The organism is Frateuria sp. (assembly GCF_035695185.1).
Taxonomy (GTDB): Bacteria; Pseudomonadota; Gammaproteobacteria; order Xanthomonadales; family Rhodanobacteraceae; genus Frateuria_A.
The window spans coordinates 22,009-40,833 of sequence record NZ_DASSES010000043.1 but is presented as its reverse complement, the minus strand read 5'-3'; the positions used below and the strand labels follow the sequence as shown (position 1 = coordinate 40,833).

Sequence of the window (18,825 nt, the reverse complement as noted above, 5' to 3'; positions counted from 1 at the left end):
AACCTCACCGAATACCTCTCCGAGCACGACGTGAAGGTGCGCTACCTGCACTCGGACATCGAGACCGTCGAACGCACCGAAATCATCCGCGACCTGCGCCTGGGCGAGTTCGACGTGCTGGTCGGCATCAACCTGCTGCGCGAGGGCCTGGACATGCCCGAGGTATCGCTGGTGGCGATCCTGGACGCCGACAAGGAAGGCTTCCTGCGCTCCACCGGCTCGCTGATCCAGACCATCGGCCGCGCCGCCCGCAACGTGCGCGGCAAGGCGATCCTGTACGCCGACGATGTCACCCGCTCGATGCAGGCGGCGATGGACGAAACCGCCCGCCGCCGTGAGAAGCAGATCGCGTACAACGAAGCCAACGGCATCACCCCGCAGACCGTCGTGCGCCGCATCGCCGACATCATGGAAGGCGCCCGCGCCGAGCCGGCCACCCGCGGCAGAGGCAAGGCCGCCAAGGGCGCGCGCGGCAAGGCCGTGGCCGAAGGGGCAGGGGAGTACGCCAACCTCACCGCCACCCAGGCCGCCGCCGCCATCCGCAAGCTCGAGGGGCAGATGTACAAGCACGCCCAGAACCTGGAGTTCGAGGAAGCCGCGCGGCTGCGCGACCAGATCCACAAGCTGCGCGAGCAGGTGATGCAGAGCTGACGCCCGCCTCGCTGTAGCTCCCTCTCCCCTCCGGGGAGAGGATTGGGGTGAGGGGCCACTCTCGCCTCGAACCACCATCGGGTCAAAAAGCTTGGCACGGCCCCCCACCCTTGCTAAACTTCGCGGCTCTTGGGCGGTTAGCTCAGCGGTAGAGCACTACCTTGACATGGTAGGGGTCACAAGTTCGATCCTTGTACCGCCCACCAAGAGTTGAAACGAAAAGGCCGGCGCATTGCGCCGGCCTTTTTCTTTGCGCGTCACCGCGGGAGACGCCGTCGCCTTTAGAAGCGATGGCCGCCCGTGCGAGGGGAACCGAGCCCCACGTTGCGTCGCGCGCCTTGTCGGGTTCCACGTCCCAGACGGGCAACCTAGGGCGTAGCCACTCGAGCGCATTGGTCATCAGGTCGCTGCCGTCCACATCTCGGCATTCAGTGCGGTTTAGGTGCACCGTCGCCAGCCGGCGACGCAGGGTCGTGCGTGACGAGATCGCACCCGGACCAAGCACTAAATGGTCAAATCATCGACAGCCCTGTCCTGCCGACTTGCGCCCGCGCTTTCAGGCGCTTACCCACAAGCACACACAGCTTATCCACAGACTTATTGTCTCGTCCGCTGAGACAGAGGCAACTATGATGGGAGCACCTAACACAGGGGGGAAGACCATGCCGAGTCTTACAGTTCGCGCTATGGCAGAAATGCTGCGCCTGCCGGCTCACGCGCAAGCCAGAATCCTGGCGGAACAAAAATACCCTAAGCAGGAGCCGCAGGCGTTTCGCACCCCCTACTATCAGCAAGCACTGGTGGGAATTCGGAATTACTTTCGTTCTGGGCGGAATGTTTCCCAGATATCAATCGCGATGAGCAAGATTGAAGGGCTCGGGCAGGAGGCGCGTCGATTGAATAATGGGCGTGTAATGACTTCCTTTCAAAAATCGACCTTGGCGGAGCGGGCGCTTATCCTTGAGAAAGTTCCACATTGGAGGTCGTCGCTCGGAACAGTCGAATTCAGGCTGTCTCCGGATCTAAATGTTCTCGAGAATGGTGAGAATCGGTTGCTGTTTTTTAACTTCAGGAATATGAAGTTCGATCCTGAAGTGGCGAAACTAACGGCAGAAATTTCACACTGGGTTCTGGAGCGAAACGGTATTAAGATGCCTATCGACCATATCGAGTATGTTGATCTATTCAGTGGGGATATCTACGCGATCAAAAAACGGAGGGCGGCAACTACGAAGGCTGTGGCGGAGAGTGCGAAAATCATTGAGACGCTCTGGCCAACCCTCTGACTAGACAGCGAGATACAAAATGGCTGATCTCGAAAATCGAGATGCCTTCTTCGGCGGTAGGCGGTTCGATGTAGAGCAGGCGCTCGATATGTTTGCCTACAGCTACGTGCACTTCCCTGCAGCAGGCCTCTACGACGTTCAGTCGCTCGGGAAATTCGCGAAAACCCTAAAGGATTGCCATATTTATTTCATTGGTTTCCTTCCACGGGTTTCTGTGCTTAATTCAAAACAAGATGGATCGGTTGTATCCATTGAACTTGGATTTCTTACCGAACGAAGGTGGGTGAGCTGGGATTTCCCCACGGGGTACCGTCTCAAAGAACTTGATGGCCTTTGGTTTGTAGAGGGTGAAGACGGGCAACGCTATGCGCCTACAGAGGAGCAAATCCTCCTTCGTCTTAGAGAGCAGCACGGGCCGCTACAGTTCGACGTCAAGTACATAGGTCAATCCTATGGGCGCGAGGGCTCACGCTCAGCGCTCGATCGGCTTATTAGCCATGAAACCCTTCAGAAGATCGCGCTGCGGCCGGCACCCTCGGGTCATGTATTAACTCTGCTACTAGTAGAGGTGCATCCGGCTAATCAAGTCCTCACCATACTTAACCCTTATGCCGAAGAGGAGGATTCTGATGGCTCAAGAATTCAAGCGGGGCTCGAAAAGCTCTATGGCACGAGCGAGCGCGAAAGGATAGCCCTGTATGAGGCGGCAATGATTCGGTACTTTCGTCCGGAGTACAACATTGAGTTTAAGGACAGTTTTCCGTCCACTCGCTTAAAGCTGCTGCAAGACTGCTATGACAAAGATTTTTCTGCAGTAGTCGCTGAGTTTTGTTTTGACGAGATCCCGTTTGTTCTTAAATCTGAAAGTGTTCAGGCGGCCGCGTATCACATCGTGAAGCACAGTCTCCACACCGCTTCGGACCGAAGGATGTTCTTTTCTAACGATGCTGCCGGCCGCTGACCTCTAGGCGGGCGTTCATATGGTGCGCTACACGCCAAGGCTGCGTGCCTGCCACGGAGACAAAGGTGTCAGGGACAATTTCCCTGCGTCGGTTGATTACCCCTGGCGAGCCGCCCCAGCGTGTGGCTGCCGCAGAACGAAAAATCCGGGTCAGAGTGCACTTTCCGGTCGTCTTACCTATTCGAACTAGCCGGATCAGAACCTCCTATCTCAGGTCCGTGATTGTTTGCTTGCGGACCGAACGGGATCGAGTTCACTTCCTAAGCGGCGAACAAACCGGGCGGCGGGAGCTAAGTCCACTTACGTCGTCCACGTGAAGGCGGAATGGAGCCAGGTTGACGCACGTCGGGAAGGCCGGGCCTAACGGCGTCAGCTTCACTTGCCGGATGGCAACGGGCCGGCCGGGCGCTCCTGCGGCTGCGGACGCGTCTCCGGCATGGTCAGGAACACGGGCAACACGGCCAGCGCGACGGCGGCGATCATGGCGCCCGGCGCGGCGTGCCAGCCGGTGCGCTGGACGAGAAGTTCGGCGAGGAAGGGCGTCAGGCCGCCGAACAGCGCGGTTGCCACGGTGACGCCGAGTGCCAGGCCGCTCAGGCGCCCTTCGCCCGGAAACTGTTCGGCGGTGGCGGAGGCGCCGACGGCGCTGACGCCGCCAGCCAGGAAGGCCAGCGTGATGGCGCCGCCCGCGATGGCCGCTTCATTGCCGCCGCCCATCAGCCCGAACATGCCCAGCGGAAGCAGCATGCCGGCGGCCGCCAGCCAGACCAGCACCGGCCTGCGACCGACCCGGTCGCAGAGTGCGCCGGCCAGGGGCGTGACCAGAATGACCGCCACGGCGGCAAGGGTGGACATCCACAGCGATCGGTCCTCGGCCAGGAGGCCTGCCGAAACGAGGAACGTCGGGACGTAGGTAATGCCCACGTAGTAGGTGATCGAGCCCAGCGCGGAGATGGCGAATGTCCGTAGCAGGGCGGGGCGATGGTGGACGAGCGTGTGGCGCAGCGGCGCCTCGGGCACGCTGTCTTCCCGCACCTGGCGGAGGAAGTCGGGCGATTCTTCCATGGTGGACCGGGCGACCCATACGCAACCGGCCAGCACCGCGCCCACCAGGAAGGGAATGCGCCAGCCCCACGCGTCCAGTTGTGCGGGGTCCAGCAGGCCGACCGTCAATGCGGAGACGGCGACGGCCAGCAGCGCGCCGATCTCGCTGGCGGCCGAAGCCAGCGACGTGATCAGGCCGCGACGATCCGCTTGCGCGCCTTCGAGCAGGTAGGCGACGACGCCGGTGTATTCGCCGCCGACCGAAAACGCCATGAAACAGCGCAACAGCATCAGCACCGCGCCCGCGGCCGGGCCGATCGCGGCGTAGCCGGGCAGCAGCGCCGTGGCGAGCATCGCCAGGGTCATCAGCATCATCGACAGCAGCAGCGTGCGTTGCCTGCCGATGCGATCGCCCACGTGCCCGAAGACCATCGCGCCCAGCGGGCGCATTGCATACGCGATGGCGAAACCGCCCAGCGTGGCCAGCAGCGATGTCTCGCCGCCCCCGAAAAACACCCGCGAGAGCACGGTGGCGAAATACAGGTAAAGCGTGAAGTCGTACCACTCCACCACCGTCGACAGCGCCGCGACCACCATGGAGGCGCGCGAGATCTCGGCGGCACTGTGCGGGTGGGTGTGCGGCATGCGGGGGCGGCCGGAAGCGGGCGGTGGTCCGATGGTAGCCGGGTCCTGCGCGACGGGTCCGGCACGCCCGGGCTCAAACGAGAAAAACCCGGGTCACAGTGCACTTTCCGGTCGTCTTACGTCCGTGACTGGTTGCTTGAGCTTTGCCCCATGCGCGAAAAAAAGGCCCCGCGAGCGGGGCCTTCATCATGGCGAGGCTTGCGCCGCTACCCGGGTCAGCGCGACCCGCCGCCCGTCGTCGCCGCGCCGGTCGCGCTCTTCGCCGACCACAGCTTCGCCTCCGGCTTGCCGCCCAGCATCTGGGCGCGCACCAGCGGAATCGGCGGGCCGCCGTAGCTCAGGAACTGGTCGTGGAATGCCTTCCAGCCCGTGCGGCCACCATGCGTGGCGGTCCAGTCCTGGCGCAGCTGCATGATCATCAGCTTGCCCAGCGTGTAGTTGAGATAGGCCGGGTCGTAGGTGCCGCGCGCGGCCTGCTGGCGGGCGTTGCCGGGGTCCTGGAAGGCCTTGTCCTTGAACATCTGCTCCGACTGGGCCAGGGACATGCCGCCGGTATGCAGGCCGATGGCGGACAGGAAGCGCACGTCGCGCAGCAGCGCATTGGTCAGCTGGCCGATGTGGACTTCCGGCGTGGCGCCGTCGACGCCGGCGTCGAACATCATCTCCTCGGTGTAGTGCGCCCAGCCTTCGGCGAAGGCGTAGCCGATAAAGAGCTTGCCGAAGATCCAGTCCACGCGGTTGGCGTGCAGGAAGTTCAGGAAGTGCCCCGGCCAGACCTCGTGCGCGGAGGTGAACAGCAGGTCGGCCTTGCCCGGGATGTAGGCCTTCTGCTCGGCCTTGGACCAGGACGGGTCCGGCGGCGCGATGTAGTACACCGACGGCAGGTTCTTCTCGTAGGGACCGGGGATCTCGATGTAGGCGAAGTTCGCGCGGTTGAACGGCGGGGCTTCCTCGACCTTGGCCTGCTCGGTGCCGGGGATGCTCACCAGGTCCTTGTCGACGACGAACTGGCGCAGGCCGGCGAGCTGGGCGCGCGCGCCCTCGACGGCGCCGCCGACCGGCTTGTCCGCGCTCACCTTCGCCACGCATGCGGTCAGCGGCTTGCCCGGCAGGTACTGGGCGCAGGCGGACTCGAGCGCGGCGGTGTTGCGCGCGAGATCCGCTTCGCCCGCGGCCTTGAGCTGGTCCAGCGGCAGGTCGACCAGCTCGGTCGCCTGCAGCATCCGGGAAAACTTCTGCGCGCCCAGCGCGTAATCCTGGGTGGCGTGCGGCTTCTGCGCCTTCAGCCAGTCGGCCAGCTCCCGCGAGGCCTTGATGGCGGCGGCGTTGCTGGCCTTGAAGCGCGCCTGCAAGGCCTGGTCCTTCACCCCGGCGAAGATGCCCGGCACGTCGGCCTTGAAGAAGTCGGCGTAACCGCCGAACGCGTTCACGCCCAGCTCGATGTACGAGGCGGGCAGCGGCAGCTTGAGGTTGGCCTTGATCTGCGCCAGCGCCTGCGGCAGTGCCTCCTGGTAGCGGATGAACGCGGCCATGCGCACGGGCAGCGGCGCGTAGGGACGGGTGAGGTACATGCTCGGCGACAGGTCGCCGGTGTAGAAGGCCGGGTTGCTGTACGGAAAGCCCGACTCCTCCAGCCAGAACAGCTGGCCGTCGATCGTCGCCAGCACGTAGTCGCGCCGGAAGCGTCCCGTCGCGTCCAGCCGGTCGTCCGTGAACGCCGCGAACGTGTCGCGCTGCGCATGCAGCCAGTCGGCGGTCGCCTTCAGGCCGGCGGGACTGTAGTCGGGCAGCCTGCCGTCGTACTCATGCTTGCCGGCGTTGGCGGCAAACACCGGGTTGTGCTCGAACGCCCCCTTGATGAAGGTGTCGACCGCCGACGCGAGGGCCGCGTCGTCGTTGGTCGGCGTGGTGGCGGCGGTCGAGGTCGCGGCCGGTGGTGCCGACGCGGACGGTGCCGGCGCGTCGGGCGAGCAACCGGCAAGGACGGCGGTAATGACTGCGGATAGCGTGAAGACGCGGAGCGTGCGCATGGTCGACTTCCTCTGGCGAATGCAAGACCGGCTGTAGTTTCTCGGCGGGTTATCCAATGAGGGAGGGCCACCCGGAGATTCGAGCCCGAACCCGAACGGGCCTCCGAAGGCAGCCTCACAACCATGCCCTCATGGACCGACCACTGTCGAGCGCTTTCGGGACCGGGCCGTCCGAAATTCCGGGTCAGGGCGCAGTTTCGGGATTACGGGCGGCTGCAAAGTCGACTCCGCCCCGGGGTTTTCCTGGCGAGAGCGCCCGAACTGGCCGTTTTTGCAATACATTGGCCGCGCGCTGGGGGGCATTGGCTCGTGGCCAAAATGGAGCGACGGTCCGTGCCAGTGCTGCTTCGATCGACACCAATCGTTGATGGAAGCAAAGGGTTATTGCGGGGCCCCCGGACGCTGATCGCCTTTTCCAGCAATCGCCAATCGAAGGGAATTCGAATGTCCGCACCATCGCTCGCCCACACCCCGCCCGTTCCGTTCTGGAACCGCTTGCGCGAGATCATGCGGTATCCCTCGCACATGAGCGCGATGATCACCATCGTCGCCCTGGCGATTGCCAAGCTGGCGGTTTTCCTGCCGTTCGGGCGCACGCTCGGCCTGATGGTGACCGTGGCCATGTACCGCTACGCATTCGAATGCCTGCGTGCTACGGCGAACGGTTACATGGAGCCGCCGGACCTGGCGCAGTCCGCCGATCGCAGCCTGGGTTGGAAGCAGATCTGGCTGATGCTGATCTTCATCGCCATTTCCATCGTGGGACTGGGGGTATTCGGACCCCGGCTTGGTGTCGCCCTGATGCTGTTCCTGGGCATTTGCCTGCCGGGCGCCACGATGACCCTGGCCATGAACGAGAGCCTCGCTGGCGCGTTGAACCCGGCGCAATGGATCGCGATCATCGCCCGCATCGGCTGGCCCTACGTTGCCGTCGTGGGCCTGTGCCTGGTCATCCTGATGAGCCAGCTCTATGCCGGTGCGTTCGCGGCGAAGGTGCTGCCGCCGTTCGTCGCGCTGATCATGGTGGGCGTCATCGCCAACTACGCGCTGGTGATGACGTTCCACCTGATGGGCTATCTGATCTACCAGTATCACGATGCGGTCGGCTTCGAGCCGGAAGCGCCCCAGGCGCTGCGGCCGCTCGGAAAGCCCGATCCCGATCAGGACGTGCTGGACGAAGTGGCGGCATTCGTGCGCGACGGCAACCCCGAAAGTGCCACGAGTTTGCTGCGGGGCCACTTGCGCAGTCGCGGTGGCACGCACGCCGTCCACACGCAATACCGGAAGTTGCTGGCGCTGGCCAATGATCGCGACGCATTGCTGCGTCATGGTCATGAGTATCTGAATATCCTGATGGCGCAGGAGAAGGATCGCCTTGCGCTGGGCCTGGTACGCGAGTGCAAGGCACTGGATCCGGCGTTCAGCCCCACCGAGGCCGGGCAGGTGACCCAGCTCGCCGGACTCGCCGCGCAAGGGGGGGAGGCACAACTGGCGCTGAGCCTGCTTTCAGGCTTCCACAAGCGCTTCCCCAAGAGCCAGGATATCCCGCAGAACTATCTGCTTGCCGCCGTACTCCTGCATGAGCGCATGAACCAGGACGAGCAGGCGCGCGCCCTGCTGACCTATCTCAGGGGGAACTATCCGGGCCATCCCCTGATGGCGGACATCGATGCGCGCCTGGCGCTGATCGAACGCACGATGGCGATTGCCAGGAAACCTGTCGCGAAGGCCTGACTATTGGAGGCTTGCGCAGCTTCGCGCCACCTCTCCCGAACGGAAGCACAAAGGCGGCCGGACGGTAGCTAGCCCTGCTGCAACAGGAACCGTGCCTTCGGCGCGAATTCGCTCTGCGCGAAATGCCGGGCGAGGTACTCGAGGCGCTCGCGTCGCTGTGGCGAAGCCTCGGGCGCATGCAGGGAGAACGCGAACCACGCGGCCGGCAAAGCCGGGAGGCTCGGATCCGCCCGGCCGATGGCATGCAGCAGCGCTTGCGCATCGGCTGCGGCACCCGTTCGCCACAGCAGGCGGACCAGCCGCAACAACACGCCCGGCGCGATGCGGGGGACGCCGGCGCAGGCCTTCAGGTAATCGTCCAGGATCGCCTTGAGTTCGCGGATCTCGGGTGGGGTGGTTGCGGGGAAGGACAACACGCGTGCCGCCGCCGCATCCACTTGCGCGGGCGTACCGCCATACCGCGCGCAGCGGTACAGCGCGATCACGACGTGCAGCTGGCCCGGTTCGTCGGCGTCGATACGCTCGAGCAAATGGCGCGCCGCGGCAATCTTGAGCTTGCCGATATGCTCGAGAGCCTGCGTGTACGCCCGCGCATGGCATTCGCGCTGTTCCTCGCGCTCGTCTTCCTCGACGAAGGCATCGCGTACACGACCGCAGCGGCGCAACAGCCAGGCCGATCCGGCCCCGAAGACCATGCCGCCCGCATGCGCATCGAACCCGATGTTCGCCCCGCTGTTGAGCCACAGGTTGAGCAGTTGCCAGCCGAGCCAGAACGGCAGCAACACCAGCGCCGGTACGCGGACGTAGTCGAACACGACGAAGAACCAGTAGAAGACGCGGATCCGGCGCAGGCCCCAGATCACGCAGTACGCGCCCATCAACGCCGCGATCGCGCCCGACGCGCCCAGGGCCAGCCCCTGGTCGCCCCAATGCCAGGCCACCGTCGCGAACGACGCGCCGAGGCCGCCGGCGAGGTAGAGCCCGAGATACCACCAGGGACCGAGCGCGCCCTCGACCAGCAGGCCGAGCATCAGCAGAAACAGCATGTTGCCCAGCAGGTGCTCCAGGCCCCCGTGCATGAACATCGCCCAGAACATGCGGCCTGGCTCGACGTGCGAAAAGCGCAGCGCGTGACGCGAGGTGAACGTGCTGTCGTAGATGCGCTCGAATTCGGCGCGTTTGGTATGCCATTCGGCGTAACCCGGGTCCGCCGGAACGACCACCCGGTCGTCGTGCAGCGCGGCAATGAACGCATGATCGGACTGGATCACGGCGATTTTCAGATCCGGCCGGGCCATCTGCATGGCCTTGAGCCGTTGCGCGCCATCCGGGCTGCCAGGGTGATCGCGTAGCCAGCTTTCATACGCCGGGAACTCGGTCCGGCCGAGCTGCGATTGGATGTAGTAGTCGCGCGCACGGCGCAGCACACGATCGTCGCCCGATTGCAGGAACAGATAGACGATGCAGTTGAGCAGAACCAGGGTCAGGGTGACCACAGGCGCGTTCGCCAGCGTCATCCGACGGTGCAGCGGCATGATCAACAAAGCGAATCCCCCCCAGGATGACGCGGCGCTATGTTCTCAGAATGCAGCGGACGGAACAGGTTTGAAATAGAAGGAGGGAAGGGGTTACGTCCATCGGCTGGCCGTAGGTGGCCCCCTGGGCGAACAAGCGTTGACCGGCAAGAACCCGGGCCAGCGTGCACAACGGACCGCGTCAGAGCCCGTCCTGTTGCGCCGAAGCTCCCGCTCTGCAAGGTCTGGTGGCTGGCCGGCTATCGAGGGGCTGCATGACAGGGAGGGCCTGCATGAAAGGGGGGCGCGGGAATCAAGTCTGTCGCTTGTCCACGTGCTACCGGTGCGCTCTTCATCAGGGAAGCGCGATGGGTCGGATAACCTGCCGCCCCCCGTATCGGCCATGGGCCTTTGCCCGCCGGAGGCCCGGCTGTCACCATGGGCAGTCGCCGGTTCACGGTATGGTGGTCACGCCGCGACGAACGTTCGCCGGCGTTCCTGTCGGCGCGGCCCGGGCCCTTTCGAGGAAAAATGGCGCAAACCATGTGCGATCAGCGCGGTGACGATCCGTTCGGCTTCCTGCCCGGCCAGGGGCCGATGGCGCGCGCGGTACGGGCCTTCGACTGGGCGGGCACGCCGCTGGGGCCTCCGGCCGGATGGCCGCTGGAGCTGAAGACCGCGACGGGGCTGCTGATGGAGTCGGCGTTTCCCGGCGCACTGGTCTGGGGGCCGGAGCTGACCACCATCTACAACGATGCGTTCCGGCCGATCCTGGGCCGGAAGCCGGAGGCGTTGGGGCGCAGCTTTCGCGATATCTGGTCCGAGGCCTGGGAGATCATCGGGCCGATCGCGCAGCGGGCGCTGGCCGGTGAATCCACCTTCATCGAGGATTTCGAGCTCGAGATCGAGCGTTTCGGCCGCCCCGAGCTGGCCTGGTTCACCTTCTGCTACAGCCCGGTGCGACTGGCCGACGGCAGCGTGGGCGGGATGCTGGACACGGTGGTGGAGACCACCGCCACGGTGCTTGCCCGCAGGGCGTCGGAGGTCATGCGCCAGGAGCTGGGTCACCGGCTGAAGAACACCCTGGCGATGGCCCAGTCGATCGCCTGGCATACGCTGCGCGAGTCCGCTGGCAGCGATGCCATGGATGCATTCCAGGCGCGTCTGCTCGCCCTTTCACGGGCGCACGAAATGCTGCTGCAACGCCAGCACGACAGCATGGAACTGAGGGAGCTGGTCGACGCGTTGGTGCAGCTGCACGGCCACCGTTTCAACTACGAGGGCCCGACCGTCCACCTGAACGCCCAGGCCGCGGTGGCGCTTTCCCTGGTGCTTCACGAGCTGGCCACCAACGCCGCCAAGTACGGGGCGCTGGCGTCCGCGACGGGCAGCGTCGATTTGCGCTGGCTGGTGGCAGGCGAGGAGCTGCAGCTGCAGTGGCGCGAGCGTGGCGGACCGGGCGTGCAACCGCCCAGCCGCACGGGCTTCGGCACCCGCCTGATGGACATGGGCTTGCTGGGTTCGGGCAGCGTCGAGAGGCGTTATCCGCCGGCAGGGGTCGAGGTCGACCTGCGGGTGCCCCTGCGTGACATCGGCCCGGGGCACGGCGCCGGGCCGATGTAGGAAAAGGGCCGGAGCGACATCCGCCCCGGCCCTGCTTTCGTGGTTCTACCCCGCCGGTTTTCACCGCGCGCCGCGCCCTCGCGTGCGAAGGCGCGGCGGCGGGCCGTGGTCACAGGTCGGCGCGGAACTCGACGCCGATCACGCGCGGGTCGTTGACGAAACCGGTGCGGTTGTTGAAGTCGATCGCCCCGATCAGTGCGCGCTTGTTGGTCAGGTTGCGCGCATACAGCGCCACCTCGCGCCGGCCCAGGTCCCAGTTGTAGCCCGCGCGCAGCCCACCCTCGAGCAGCGGCTTGCCGCGGTACTCGGCCGAGTCGTAGAGGAAGAAGTTCACTTCGCTGCGGTAGTTCCAGTCGGTGTAGACGAAGAACTCGCCATCGTCGCCGTAGGGGATGCCGTAGCGGGCGGTGAAGGTGCCGATCCACTTCGGTGCGTTGGGCAGGGTGTTGCCATCGATCAGCGCATTGCCGTCGGCGTTGAGCGGGTCGAGCACGGTGCAGCCGGAGCCGCAGACTGCGACCGCCAGGTTCGGGTCCTTCAGCGCGGTGTCGTTGTAGCTGCCGCCGGCGGTGAGCACCAGGTCGGGGGTGACCACCGCCTCGAGGTCGAACTCGGCGCCGTAGCCCTCGGTCTTCTTCGCGTTGATCAGGCGGGTGATGTTGATGTCGCCGCCCACCGCGGTGAGCTGCTGGTCGTGCATGGTGTAGCTGTACACGTCCGCATTCAGGCGCAGGTGGTTGTCCATGCCGGTGGACTTGATGCCCAGCTCGTAGGAGGTGATGGTTTCCGGCTTGGCCTGGGAAATGAAGTCGGAGAACAGCACGCGGCCCTGCACGCTCGGCGCGCGGAAGCCGTTCGCGATGCGGGCATAGACGTTGACGTTCGGGTTGAGCGTCCAGGTGCCGGTGACGTCGCCGCTCCAGCGCGAGTCGTTCGGGTTGGCGGTGAGGGTCAGCGGCGGCGCGCCGAACGGCGACTCAAGGCGGTCGACGCGGAAGTCGCGCTTGTCGTGCGAATAGCGCGCGCCGGCACGCAGCTCGAAGTCGTCGGCAAGCTGGTAGCTGCCCGAGCCGAACACTGCCCAGGCCTTGGTGCGCTGGGTCTGGTTGGCGTAGCCGTCCAGCGCGTGGTCGTTGAAGGTCGCGTAGTCGAAGTTGCTGATCGCGATGTCTTCGTCGAAGTAGTACGTGCCCACCTGCCAGTTGAGGCGTTCCTGGCCGTTGCTGGCGAGGCGGAACTCCTGGGTGAGCTGGCGATCGTGCGGCATCGCGTCGGCGGTCTCGGACGGGAACGGGATGAAACCCGGGCCCATCGGCGGATGGAACACCGCGCCGTAGCCACCGTCGACGTCGCCCAGGCTGTAGGTGGTGGCGCGTTCCAGGCCGGTGATCGACACGAAGTCCATGTCGCCCAGGTTCCAGTTCAGGTGCAGGTTGCTGCCCCAGGTGAACAGGTGCTGCTTGTTGCGGCCGTCCTGCGCCACCTGGTCGCGCTTGAAACCGGGCACGAAGGTGTCGCTGCCCAGTTCGATCGCATTGGCGCGGTTGACCGTCGCGGTGCCGTCGAGCCAGCGCGCGTGGCCGTTGATCAGCGCGCTGAAGCCGCCGTTCTCGTACAGTGCCTGCAGGCGCACGGCGCGCTCGTTGTAGCCGCCCAACGCGTTCTTCTGGCCGGTGTAGGTGTTGTCGATCCAGTTGTCGCGGTGCTGGCCCAGCGCCGAGATGCGACCGGACCACTGCGCACCGAGGGCGCCGCCAAGCGCGGCCTCGGCATTGGCGGTGCCCAGCGAGCCGTAGGACACGCGGGCGTAGCCGCTGGTCTCGCGGCTCGGGCGGACCGAGTCGAACTTGATCACGCCGGCCGGCGAGTTGCGGCCGAACAACGTGCCCTGCGGGCCGCGCAGCACTTCGACCTGCTCCAGGTCGAACAGCGGGAAGCCCTTCAAGATCGGGTTTTCCTGCACGATGTCGTCGTACACCATCGACACCGGCTGCGAAGCGTTCAGGTCGAAGTCGCTGTTGCCCAGGCCGCGGATGTAGAAGCGCGGGAACTCGCGCCCGTAGGAGGTCTCGGCGTACACGCTGGGCGCGCGGGAGGCCAGCTGCAGCACGCCATCGCCGGCCTGGCCGAACGCGTCCAGCTTCTCCGGCGTCACCACGGTCATCGCCATCGGCACCTTCTGCATGTTCTCCACCCGCTTGGAGGCGGTGACGTTCACGGTCTGCAGCTCGGTGGGCTTGGCCGCGTTCGGCCGGGCCGGTGCGGCGGTGTCCTGGGCCAATACGGCCGAGGGTGGCAGCGCCAGTGCGGCGAGGATGGAAACGGCGAGCACGGCGGAGCGTGGCGGGCGGGCGACGGGCATGGGTTTTTCCCTGTGGGTGGCCGGTGGGCGGGTGACAAACCGGCGCATTGTCTTACACCCGTGGCGGGGGCGACAGGCCCGGCCGGCTGCGGGGCAACGGGGGCGGCGGGATATCCGCAACGCCGTTCCCGGGGAATGGTCCGCGGGGCGAGTTTCCCGCAGACCGGGCGGAGACCGGTCAGAGCGCAGCTTCGCTACCATGCGGCCGTGCTGAGGACATGCCGCCAGCGGGAGCGCTACAGGCTCCCCAGGCGCGTCGGCTGTTCACGCGGCCCCGCTGGAGCTGCCCTGCCAAGCCCACCACCCCATGGGAGCGACGGATGATATCGACACGCCTGCTGGTCGCCGCTGGGACCGTCCTGGTCCTGTTCCTGCCCTGCTCGCAGGCGGCAACGTCCCCGCCCCCGGGCCCGCGGCACGGCCCTGTCATCCAGATCGGCGACGTCGCCCGGTTCTACCGGCTGTATGGCGCCACCCGCGGGCAGCCCACGGCCGAGCAGCTCCAGCATGACTATCTGGACCTGGGGTCCGAAGGCCTGCACCGCCTGGCCAGGCTGCGCCACCTCGACGGGCAGAGCATCGCGGACAATCTCGCCAGGCACCCGGGAATGTACATGGATGCCAAACGCTGCATGGCCCCGCTTCCGCGAGTGCGCCAGCGGCTGCGTGGCGTCCTGGATACGCTCGACCGGCTCTACCCGGACGCAAAGGCAGCCCCGGTCACCATCGCCGTCGGTCGCGGCAAGCCGGTGGGTGTCACCGATGCGGACGGCGTCATCATCGGTCTGGAGGCCCTGCGTGCCGTCAGCTATTTCGAGCCCGACGTCGAGGACCGCTTCGTGCACATCATCGCGCACGAATATGCGCACGTTCAGCAGGCGGCCAGGGCGCCGGCCTTTTACGACAACCCCGAGCCTACGGTGCTCGAGGAATCGCTCATCGAAGGCGCAGCCGAATTCACCGGCGAGCTGATCTCCGGCAGCATCGGCAACGTCGATCTCATCGCCCGCACGCGCGGGCACGAAAAAGCCATCGAGAGCGCCTTCGTCGCCGACGAGGACAAGACCGACCTGTCGGACTGGCTCTACAACGGCACGCTCACGCAACCGGGCGACCTGGGCTATTGGGTCGGCTATCGCATCGTCAATGCGTACTACCAGCACGCCCGCGACAAGCGCGAGGCCTTGCGCGAGATCCTCGAAATGACGGACGCCAAGGCGTTCCTGGCCAGGAGCGGGTGGTATCCGGGCATCCGCCTCGCGGGGGTGCATAAGTGACAGGGAGCCGACACCGCCAGCGATGGGGCGACGGCTCGTCCGCGTGGCGATGAGGGGTGGCAGGCAGGCCAGGGCGGTCGCACTTGGTGGGCGGCTGGCCTGACCCTCGCAGGTGGCGCCGGGCTCTACCAGATCAGGTCGTCGGGCACCGGAAACTGCCGGTACGCGTCGTCGTCGTCCGAAGCGGCGGGAGGGGTCAGGCTGTGGTCGAGCACGATCAGGCCGGCATCGCGCTCGTGGATCCGGTCGGCAGCCGCGCGCGGGATGAGTTCGTAGCCTTCGCCATGGCGCACGATGACCAGCGCCCCGCTGGCCAGTTGCGCGCGCAGCCGCAGGTCGACCAGCACGCTGGCGATGCGCGGGCCGTCGGCGAAGCGGTAGGGGATGTCGCCGCTGCGCTCGACCTTGTGGGCTTCGATGATCTGCCGCGCCTGCGCCCGCTGTTCCGCGGCGCGTGCCTGCGCGTTGCGCTCGGCGGCGATGGCGCGGTCACGCTCGGCGCGCTCGGCCTGGAGCCGCTGCGCCTCGACCTGCTCGGGCGGCGGTGCCACCGGTGCCTTGCCCTGGCGCTGCTTTGCCTGCTCGCGCGCCACCTGGTTGACCTTGGCCTTGTTGACCAGCCCGGCCTTCAGCAGTTGGTCCTGGAGGGGATTGCGCATGGGGGCACCCTGGGGGAATGGGCGCCGGATTGTAGCGCCGCGGGTGTCGGCGCAGGGTGGCAAGGCGGTACTACCATCGGCGCCGGCGCACGCATGCGGAGGTGTTCCATGAGCCGCACCTGGTTTCGCACGGCGGGCTGGTTCTTCCGGCCGGTGTACTGGCAGGGCTATGGCGCAGTCGCGCTGGCGGTGGGGTTCTGCACGCTCGTGTTTCTTGCGGTCGACCGGCGCGCCCATTCGGCAAGCGATACGTTGTTCGGGATCTTTCCGTTCTTCGTCCCCGCCTTCCTCCTGCTTGACTGGCTTGCGTCCAGGACCGGGGCGACCCGCCGGCGCTGATCGAACGGTGGCGCCCGGTTGCCGCTGGGTCAGGCCGGCGTGTGCGCCTGCGCGTAGCGCGCGACGAAGTCGCCGGCGGGTTCCGGGCGGCCCAGGTGGTAGCCCTGGGCGTAGTCGCAGCCCATCGTCGTCAGCAGCTCCTGCGTGGCCTGGTCTTCCACACCTTCGGCGACGGTGGTCATCTCCATGTGATGCGCCATCTGGATGATCGACTGCACCAGCGTGGCGGTGCGCGGGTCGCTGGTGAGGTCGCACACCAGCGAGCGGTCGATCTTCAGCTCGGACGCCGGGAAGCGACGCAGGTAGGCGATCGAGGCGTAGCCGGTGCCGAAATCGTCGATGGCGATGCGCACGCCGCGCTCGCGCATGCGCTGCATCGCTTGCGCGCTTGCCTGAAGGTCGTTCACCAGCGCCGTTTCGGTGATTTCCGCCACGACGACGCTGGGCGGCAGGCCCCAGATTTCCAGCACGTCCATCAGCTGTTCCACCAGCCCCGGCCTGGCGAACACCCGCGGCGAGAAGTTGATGGCGAAGGTGAGCCCGGGCGCGCCACGCAGCGACGCCGCGTGGCGCAGCGTGGCGCTGATGCTCCAGCGGGTCAGGGCCAGGATCAGGTCGCTCTGTTCGGCGAATTCGACGAAGCTGGCCGGCGAGACCAGGCCCAGCCGCGGACTGGGCCAGCGCGCCAGCGACTCGACGCCGACAATGGTGCCCCGCTGCAGGTCCCACACCGGCTGGAACCAGGCGCACAGGCGGTTGGCTTCGATGGCCTCGCGCAGCTCCTCGTAGAAGATCTCTTCCGGGGTGTCCTGCGGTTCGTAGAACTGGCACGACTCGCCGCGCGCGTGCGCGGCGGCCAGCGCCAGCTCCGCGCGGCGGCACAGCAGGTCGGGGGTCTCGGCGTGGCCGGGATAGAGCGCCACGCCCATCTCCGGGCGGCCCTGCAACGGGTAGGGCAGTCCCGGCAATGGCGCTTCGAAGGTCTGGATCAGCCGGGTGGCGGCCAGCAGCACGTGGTTGCGGCCGTGCAGCCGCGGCAACACCAGCACGAAATGGTCGTCGCCGGCGGAGAACACGCGATCGACCGGCCGCAGCGCCCCGCGGATCATCTCCAGCGCGCGCAGGTGCGCCTGTTCGCCGGTCGCGTAACCGAAACGCAGGCTCACCTCGCGCAAGCCCTCCACACGCAGCATGATCACCGCGACGTGGTCGTCGGCCGCGGCGGCGGGTGCCAGCTGGCGGTCGATGAAGTCGAAGATGCCGGCGCGGTTCAGCATCGCGGCTGGCTCATGCCGCCAGGAAAAGGTCGCTGGTGTCGATCGGGCAGCTCCCCGGCGCCAGGCTGCGCACGATGTTGATCCCGCCGGGGCCCTCGTGGTTCATCAGGTCGATCACCTGGAAGTCGTTCACCCTCTGCTTTTGCGGCGTGCTCAGCAGGACCACGCGCGGGCGCAGCCGGCGCGCCTGGTTCTGCTCCATCACGATGGCGATCTCGCCGGTGCTCAGCTCCACCAGCGAGCCGGTGGGATAGACGCCCATGCACACCTGGAACTGCTCGACCAGTTCGGCCTGGAACCATCGCTCGCGTTCGGCATAGATGTGCCGCAACGCGGCGTGGCGCGAGATGGCCGGACGGTACGGACGCGGGCTGACCATCGCGTCGTAGGCATCGATGATGGCGAGCATGCGACCGGGCAGCGGGATCCTGGAGCCCATCAGATGTTCGGGGTAGCCGCTGCCGTCGTAGTGTTCGTGGTGGTGGCGCACGATGTCGAGCACGTCCGGCTCCACGATGCGCGAGTGGGCGAGGATGTCCAGCCCTTCGGGCACGTGCGAGCGCACCCGCTCCATCTCGTGCAGCGACAGCGGCCCCGGACGCTCGAGCAGCTCGCGCGGCAGGCGCGCCTTGCCGACGTCCATCAACAGCCCGCCGGCGGCCAGGCTGATGATGGTCTCTTCGGCAAAGCCCATGTGCCGGCCGAACGCAGCGGCCAGTGCGCTGCAGCTGATGGCGTGGCTGTAGCTGTAGCTGTCGTGGGTGCGCAGGCCGTCGACCCAGAGGAACGCATCCACGTTGCGCAGGACGCTGGCGACCAGCGGGCGTACCGCGCCTTCCACGTGCTCGGCGGACAGCTCGCGGCCGGAGGTCACGTCCTCGTAGATCCGGTCCAGCATCGCGGCGGCATTGTCGAGCGCCTTTTGCGCATGCGGCAGCTCGGCTTCCACCGACACGGCGCTGGCATAGGTGGTCGAACGGTCGAAGCGCTGGGTGGATACCTGCGAGCGGACGAGCACCGACGCCTGCGTTTGCGGATCGGTCACCAGCCGCCTGGCGTCGATGTAGACGTAGTTGCAGTGCCTGCGCAACGCCTCGATGTTGTCCATCGAGGCCAGCGCGAGCCCCTGCAGCGGAAACGGGGTCTCTTCCCACGGCCGGTCGAGCCGGCACACGTACATGCCGACCTGCAGGTCGGCCACATCCATGCGGCGTTCCTCCAGCTCGTAGGTCATGTGGCACACCGTGGGTGGCTGGCGATGGGCATGGTCGGGACAACGGATGTCGTGGGTCGGGCGGGCAGGAGCAAGGCGGTCGGTCGCCATGGCTGGATCGGCCCCGCCGCCCTTTTCTTTAGCGTGACCCCGGCAGGCAAGTGGCTGATTGCGGGTGAGATCGTGGCTCGAACGCGGCGCACGTTGTCA

General features: G+C 66.3%; 14 protein-coding genes and 1 tRNA gene. 8 read left to right on the top strand and 7 right to left on the bottom strand.

The window, feature by feature from the left end; translation table 11 throughout:
* The 4 genes from VFH59_RS03240 to VFH59_RS03225 form a co-directional block, all read left to right on the top strand.
* The coding region (locus tag VFH59_RS03240) for a helicase-related protein (RefSeq protein WP_325163450.1) at nt 1-651 on the top strand (651 nt) is incomplete at its 5' end.
* Nucleotides 652-782: 131 nt separating this feature from the next.
* Nucleotides 783-857: transfer RNA gene (locus VFH59_RS03235), tRNA-Val, on the top strand.
* A gap of 480 nt (nt 858-1,337) precedes the next feature.
* Entirely contained in the window at nt 1,338-1,937 is a 600-nt protein-coding gene (locus tag VFH59_RS03230) for a hypothetical protein (RefSeq protein ID WP_325163449.1), read from the top strand.
* 19 nt (nt 1,938-1,956) lie between these two features.
* Nucleotides 1,957-2,898, top strand: coding sequence for a hypothetical protein (locus VFH59_RS03225; RefSeq protein WP_325163448.1), 942 nt, complete (start codon nt 1,957-1,959; stop codon nt 2,896-2,898).
* Nucleotides 2,899-3,273: 375 nt separating this feature from the next.
* On the opposite strand, the gene VFH59_RS03220 is transcribed toward VFH59_RS03225, so the two are convergent.
* The gene (locus VFH59_RS03220) at nt 3,274-4,587 is read right to left on the bottom strand and encodes an MFS transporter (protein WP_325163447.1); all 1,314 of its coding nucleotides are present in this window, start codon (nt 4,585-4,587) and stop codon (nt 3,274-3,276) included.
* A 215-nt stretch (nt 4,588-4,802) separates the two neighbouring features.
* Nucleotides 4,803-6,617: a DUF885 domain-containing protein gene (locus VFH59_RS03215; RefSeq protein ID WP_325163446.1), complete on the bottom strand. Its 1,815-nt coding sequence runs from the start codon at nt 6,615-6,617 to the stop codon at nt 4,803-4,805.
* Nucleotides 6,618-6,950: 333 nt separating this feature from the next.
* Here VFH59_RS03215 and VFH59_RS03210 point away from each other — a divergent pair, with 333 nt between their 5' ends.
* A complete protein-coding gene (locus VFH59_RS03210) occupies nt 6,951-8,351 on the top strand; it encodes a hypothetical protein (RefSeq protein ID WP_325163445.1) in 1,401 nt (466 codons plus the stop codon).
* Between the two features lie 68 nt (nt 8,352-8,419).
* Here the strand turns inward: VFH59_RS03210 and VFH59_RS03205 are convergent, their stop codons facing one another.
* Nucleotides 8,420-9,886: a rhomboid family intramembrane serine protease gene (locus VFH59_RS03205; RefSeq protein ID WP_325163444.1), complete on the bottom strand. Its 1,467-nt coding sequence runs from the start codon at nt 9,884-9,886 to the stop codon at nt 8,420-8,422.
* 522 nt (nt 9,887-10,408) lie between these two features.
* Between VFH59_RS03205 and VFH59_RS03200 the strand changes: the two genes are divergently transcribed.
* Complete coding sequence (locus VFH59_RS03200) at nt 10,409-11,488, top strand: sensor histidine kinase (RefSeq protein WP_325163443.1); 1,080 nt, start codon at nt 10,409-10,411, stop codon at nt 11,486-11,488.
* A 109-nt stretch (nt 11,489-11,597) separates the two neighbouring features.
* Here the strand turns inward: VFH59_RS03200 and VFH59_RS03195 are convergent, their stop codons facing one another.
* Nucleotides 11,598-13,850 (bottom strand): TonB-dependent receptor, encoded by a 2,253-nt coding sequence (locus VFH59_RS03195; RefSeq protein ID WP_325163442.1) that lies wholly within the window; start codon nt 13,848-13,850, stop codon nt 11,598-11,600.
* Nucleotides 13,851-14,170: 320 nt separating this feature from the next.
* On the opposite strand from VFH59_RS03195, the gene VFH59_RS03190 reads away from it, so the two are divergent.
* Nucleotides 14,171-15,127 carry a DUF2268 domain-containing putative Zn-dependent protease gene (locus VFH59_RS03190; RefSeq protein ID WP_325163441.1) on the top strand — a complete coding sequence of 319 codons (957 nt, stop codon included), beginning with the start codon at nt 14,171-14,173 and terminating at the stop codon, nt 15,125-15,127.
* A 125-nt stretch (nt 15,128-15,252) separates the two neighbouring features.
* Here VFH59_RS03190 and VFH59_RS03185 read toward each other — a convergent pair whose 3' ends face one another.
* Complete coding sequence (locus VFH59_RS03185) at nt 15,253-15,786, bottom strand: DUF2058 domain-containing protein (protein ID WP_325163440.1); 534 nt, start codon at nt 15,784-15,786, stop codon at nt 15,253-15,255.
* Between the two features lie 108 nt (nt 15,787-15,894).
* On the opposite strand from VFH59_RS03185, the gene VFH59_RS03180 reads away from it, so the two are divergent.
* On the top strand, nt 15,895-16,125 hold the full coding sequence (locus tag VFH59_RS03180; protein WP_325163439.1) for a hypothetical protein: 231 nt from the start codon (nt 15,895-15,897) through the stop codon (nt 16,123-16,125).
* 29 nt (nt 16,126-16,154) lie between these two features.
* On the opposite strand, the gene VFH59_RS03175 is transcribed toward VFH59_RS03180, so the two are convergent.
* Together VFH59_RS03175 and VFH59_RS03170 are read right to left on the bottom strand one after the other, a co-directional pair.
* The gene (locus tag VFH59_RS03175; protein WP_325163438.1) at nt 16,155-17,402 is read right to left on the bottom strand and encodes a bifunctional diguanylate cyclase/phosphodiesterase; all 1,248 of its coding nucleotides are present in this window, start codon (nt 17,400-17,402) and stop codon (nt 16,155-16,157) included.
* Nucleotides 17,403-17,412: 10 nt separating this feature from the next.
* Nucleotides 17,413-18,726 (bottom strand): HD-GYP domain-containing protein, encoded by a 1,314-nt coding sequence (locus VFH59_RS03170; protein WP_325163437.1) that lies wholly within the window; start codon nt 18,724-18,726, stop codon nt 17,413-17,415.
* Between the last annotated feature and the right edge of the window lie 99 nt (nt 18,727-18,825).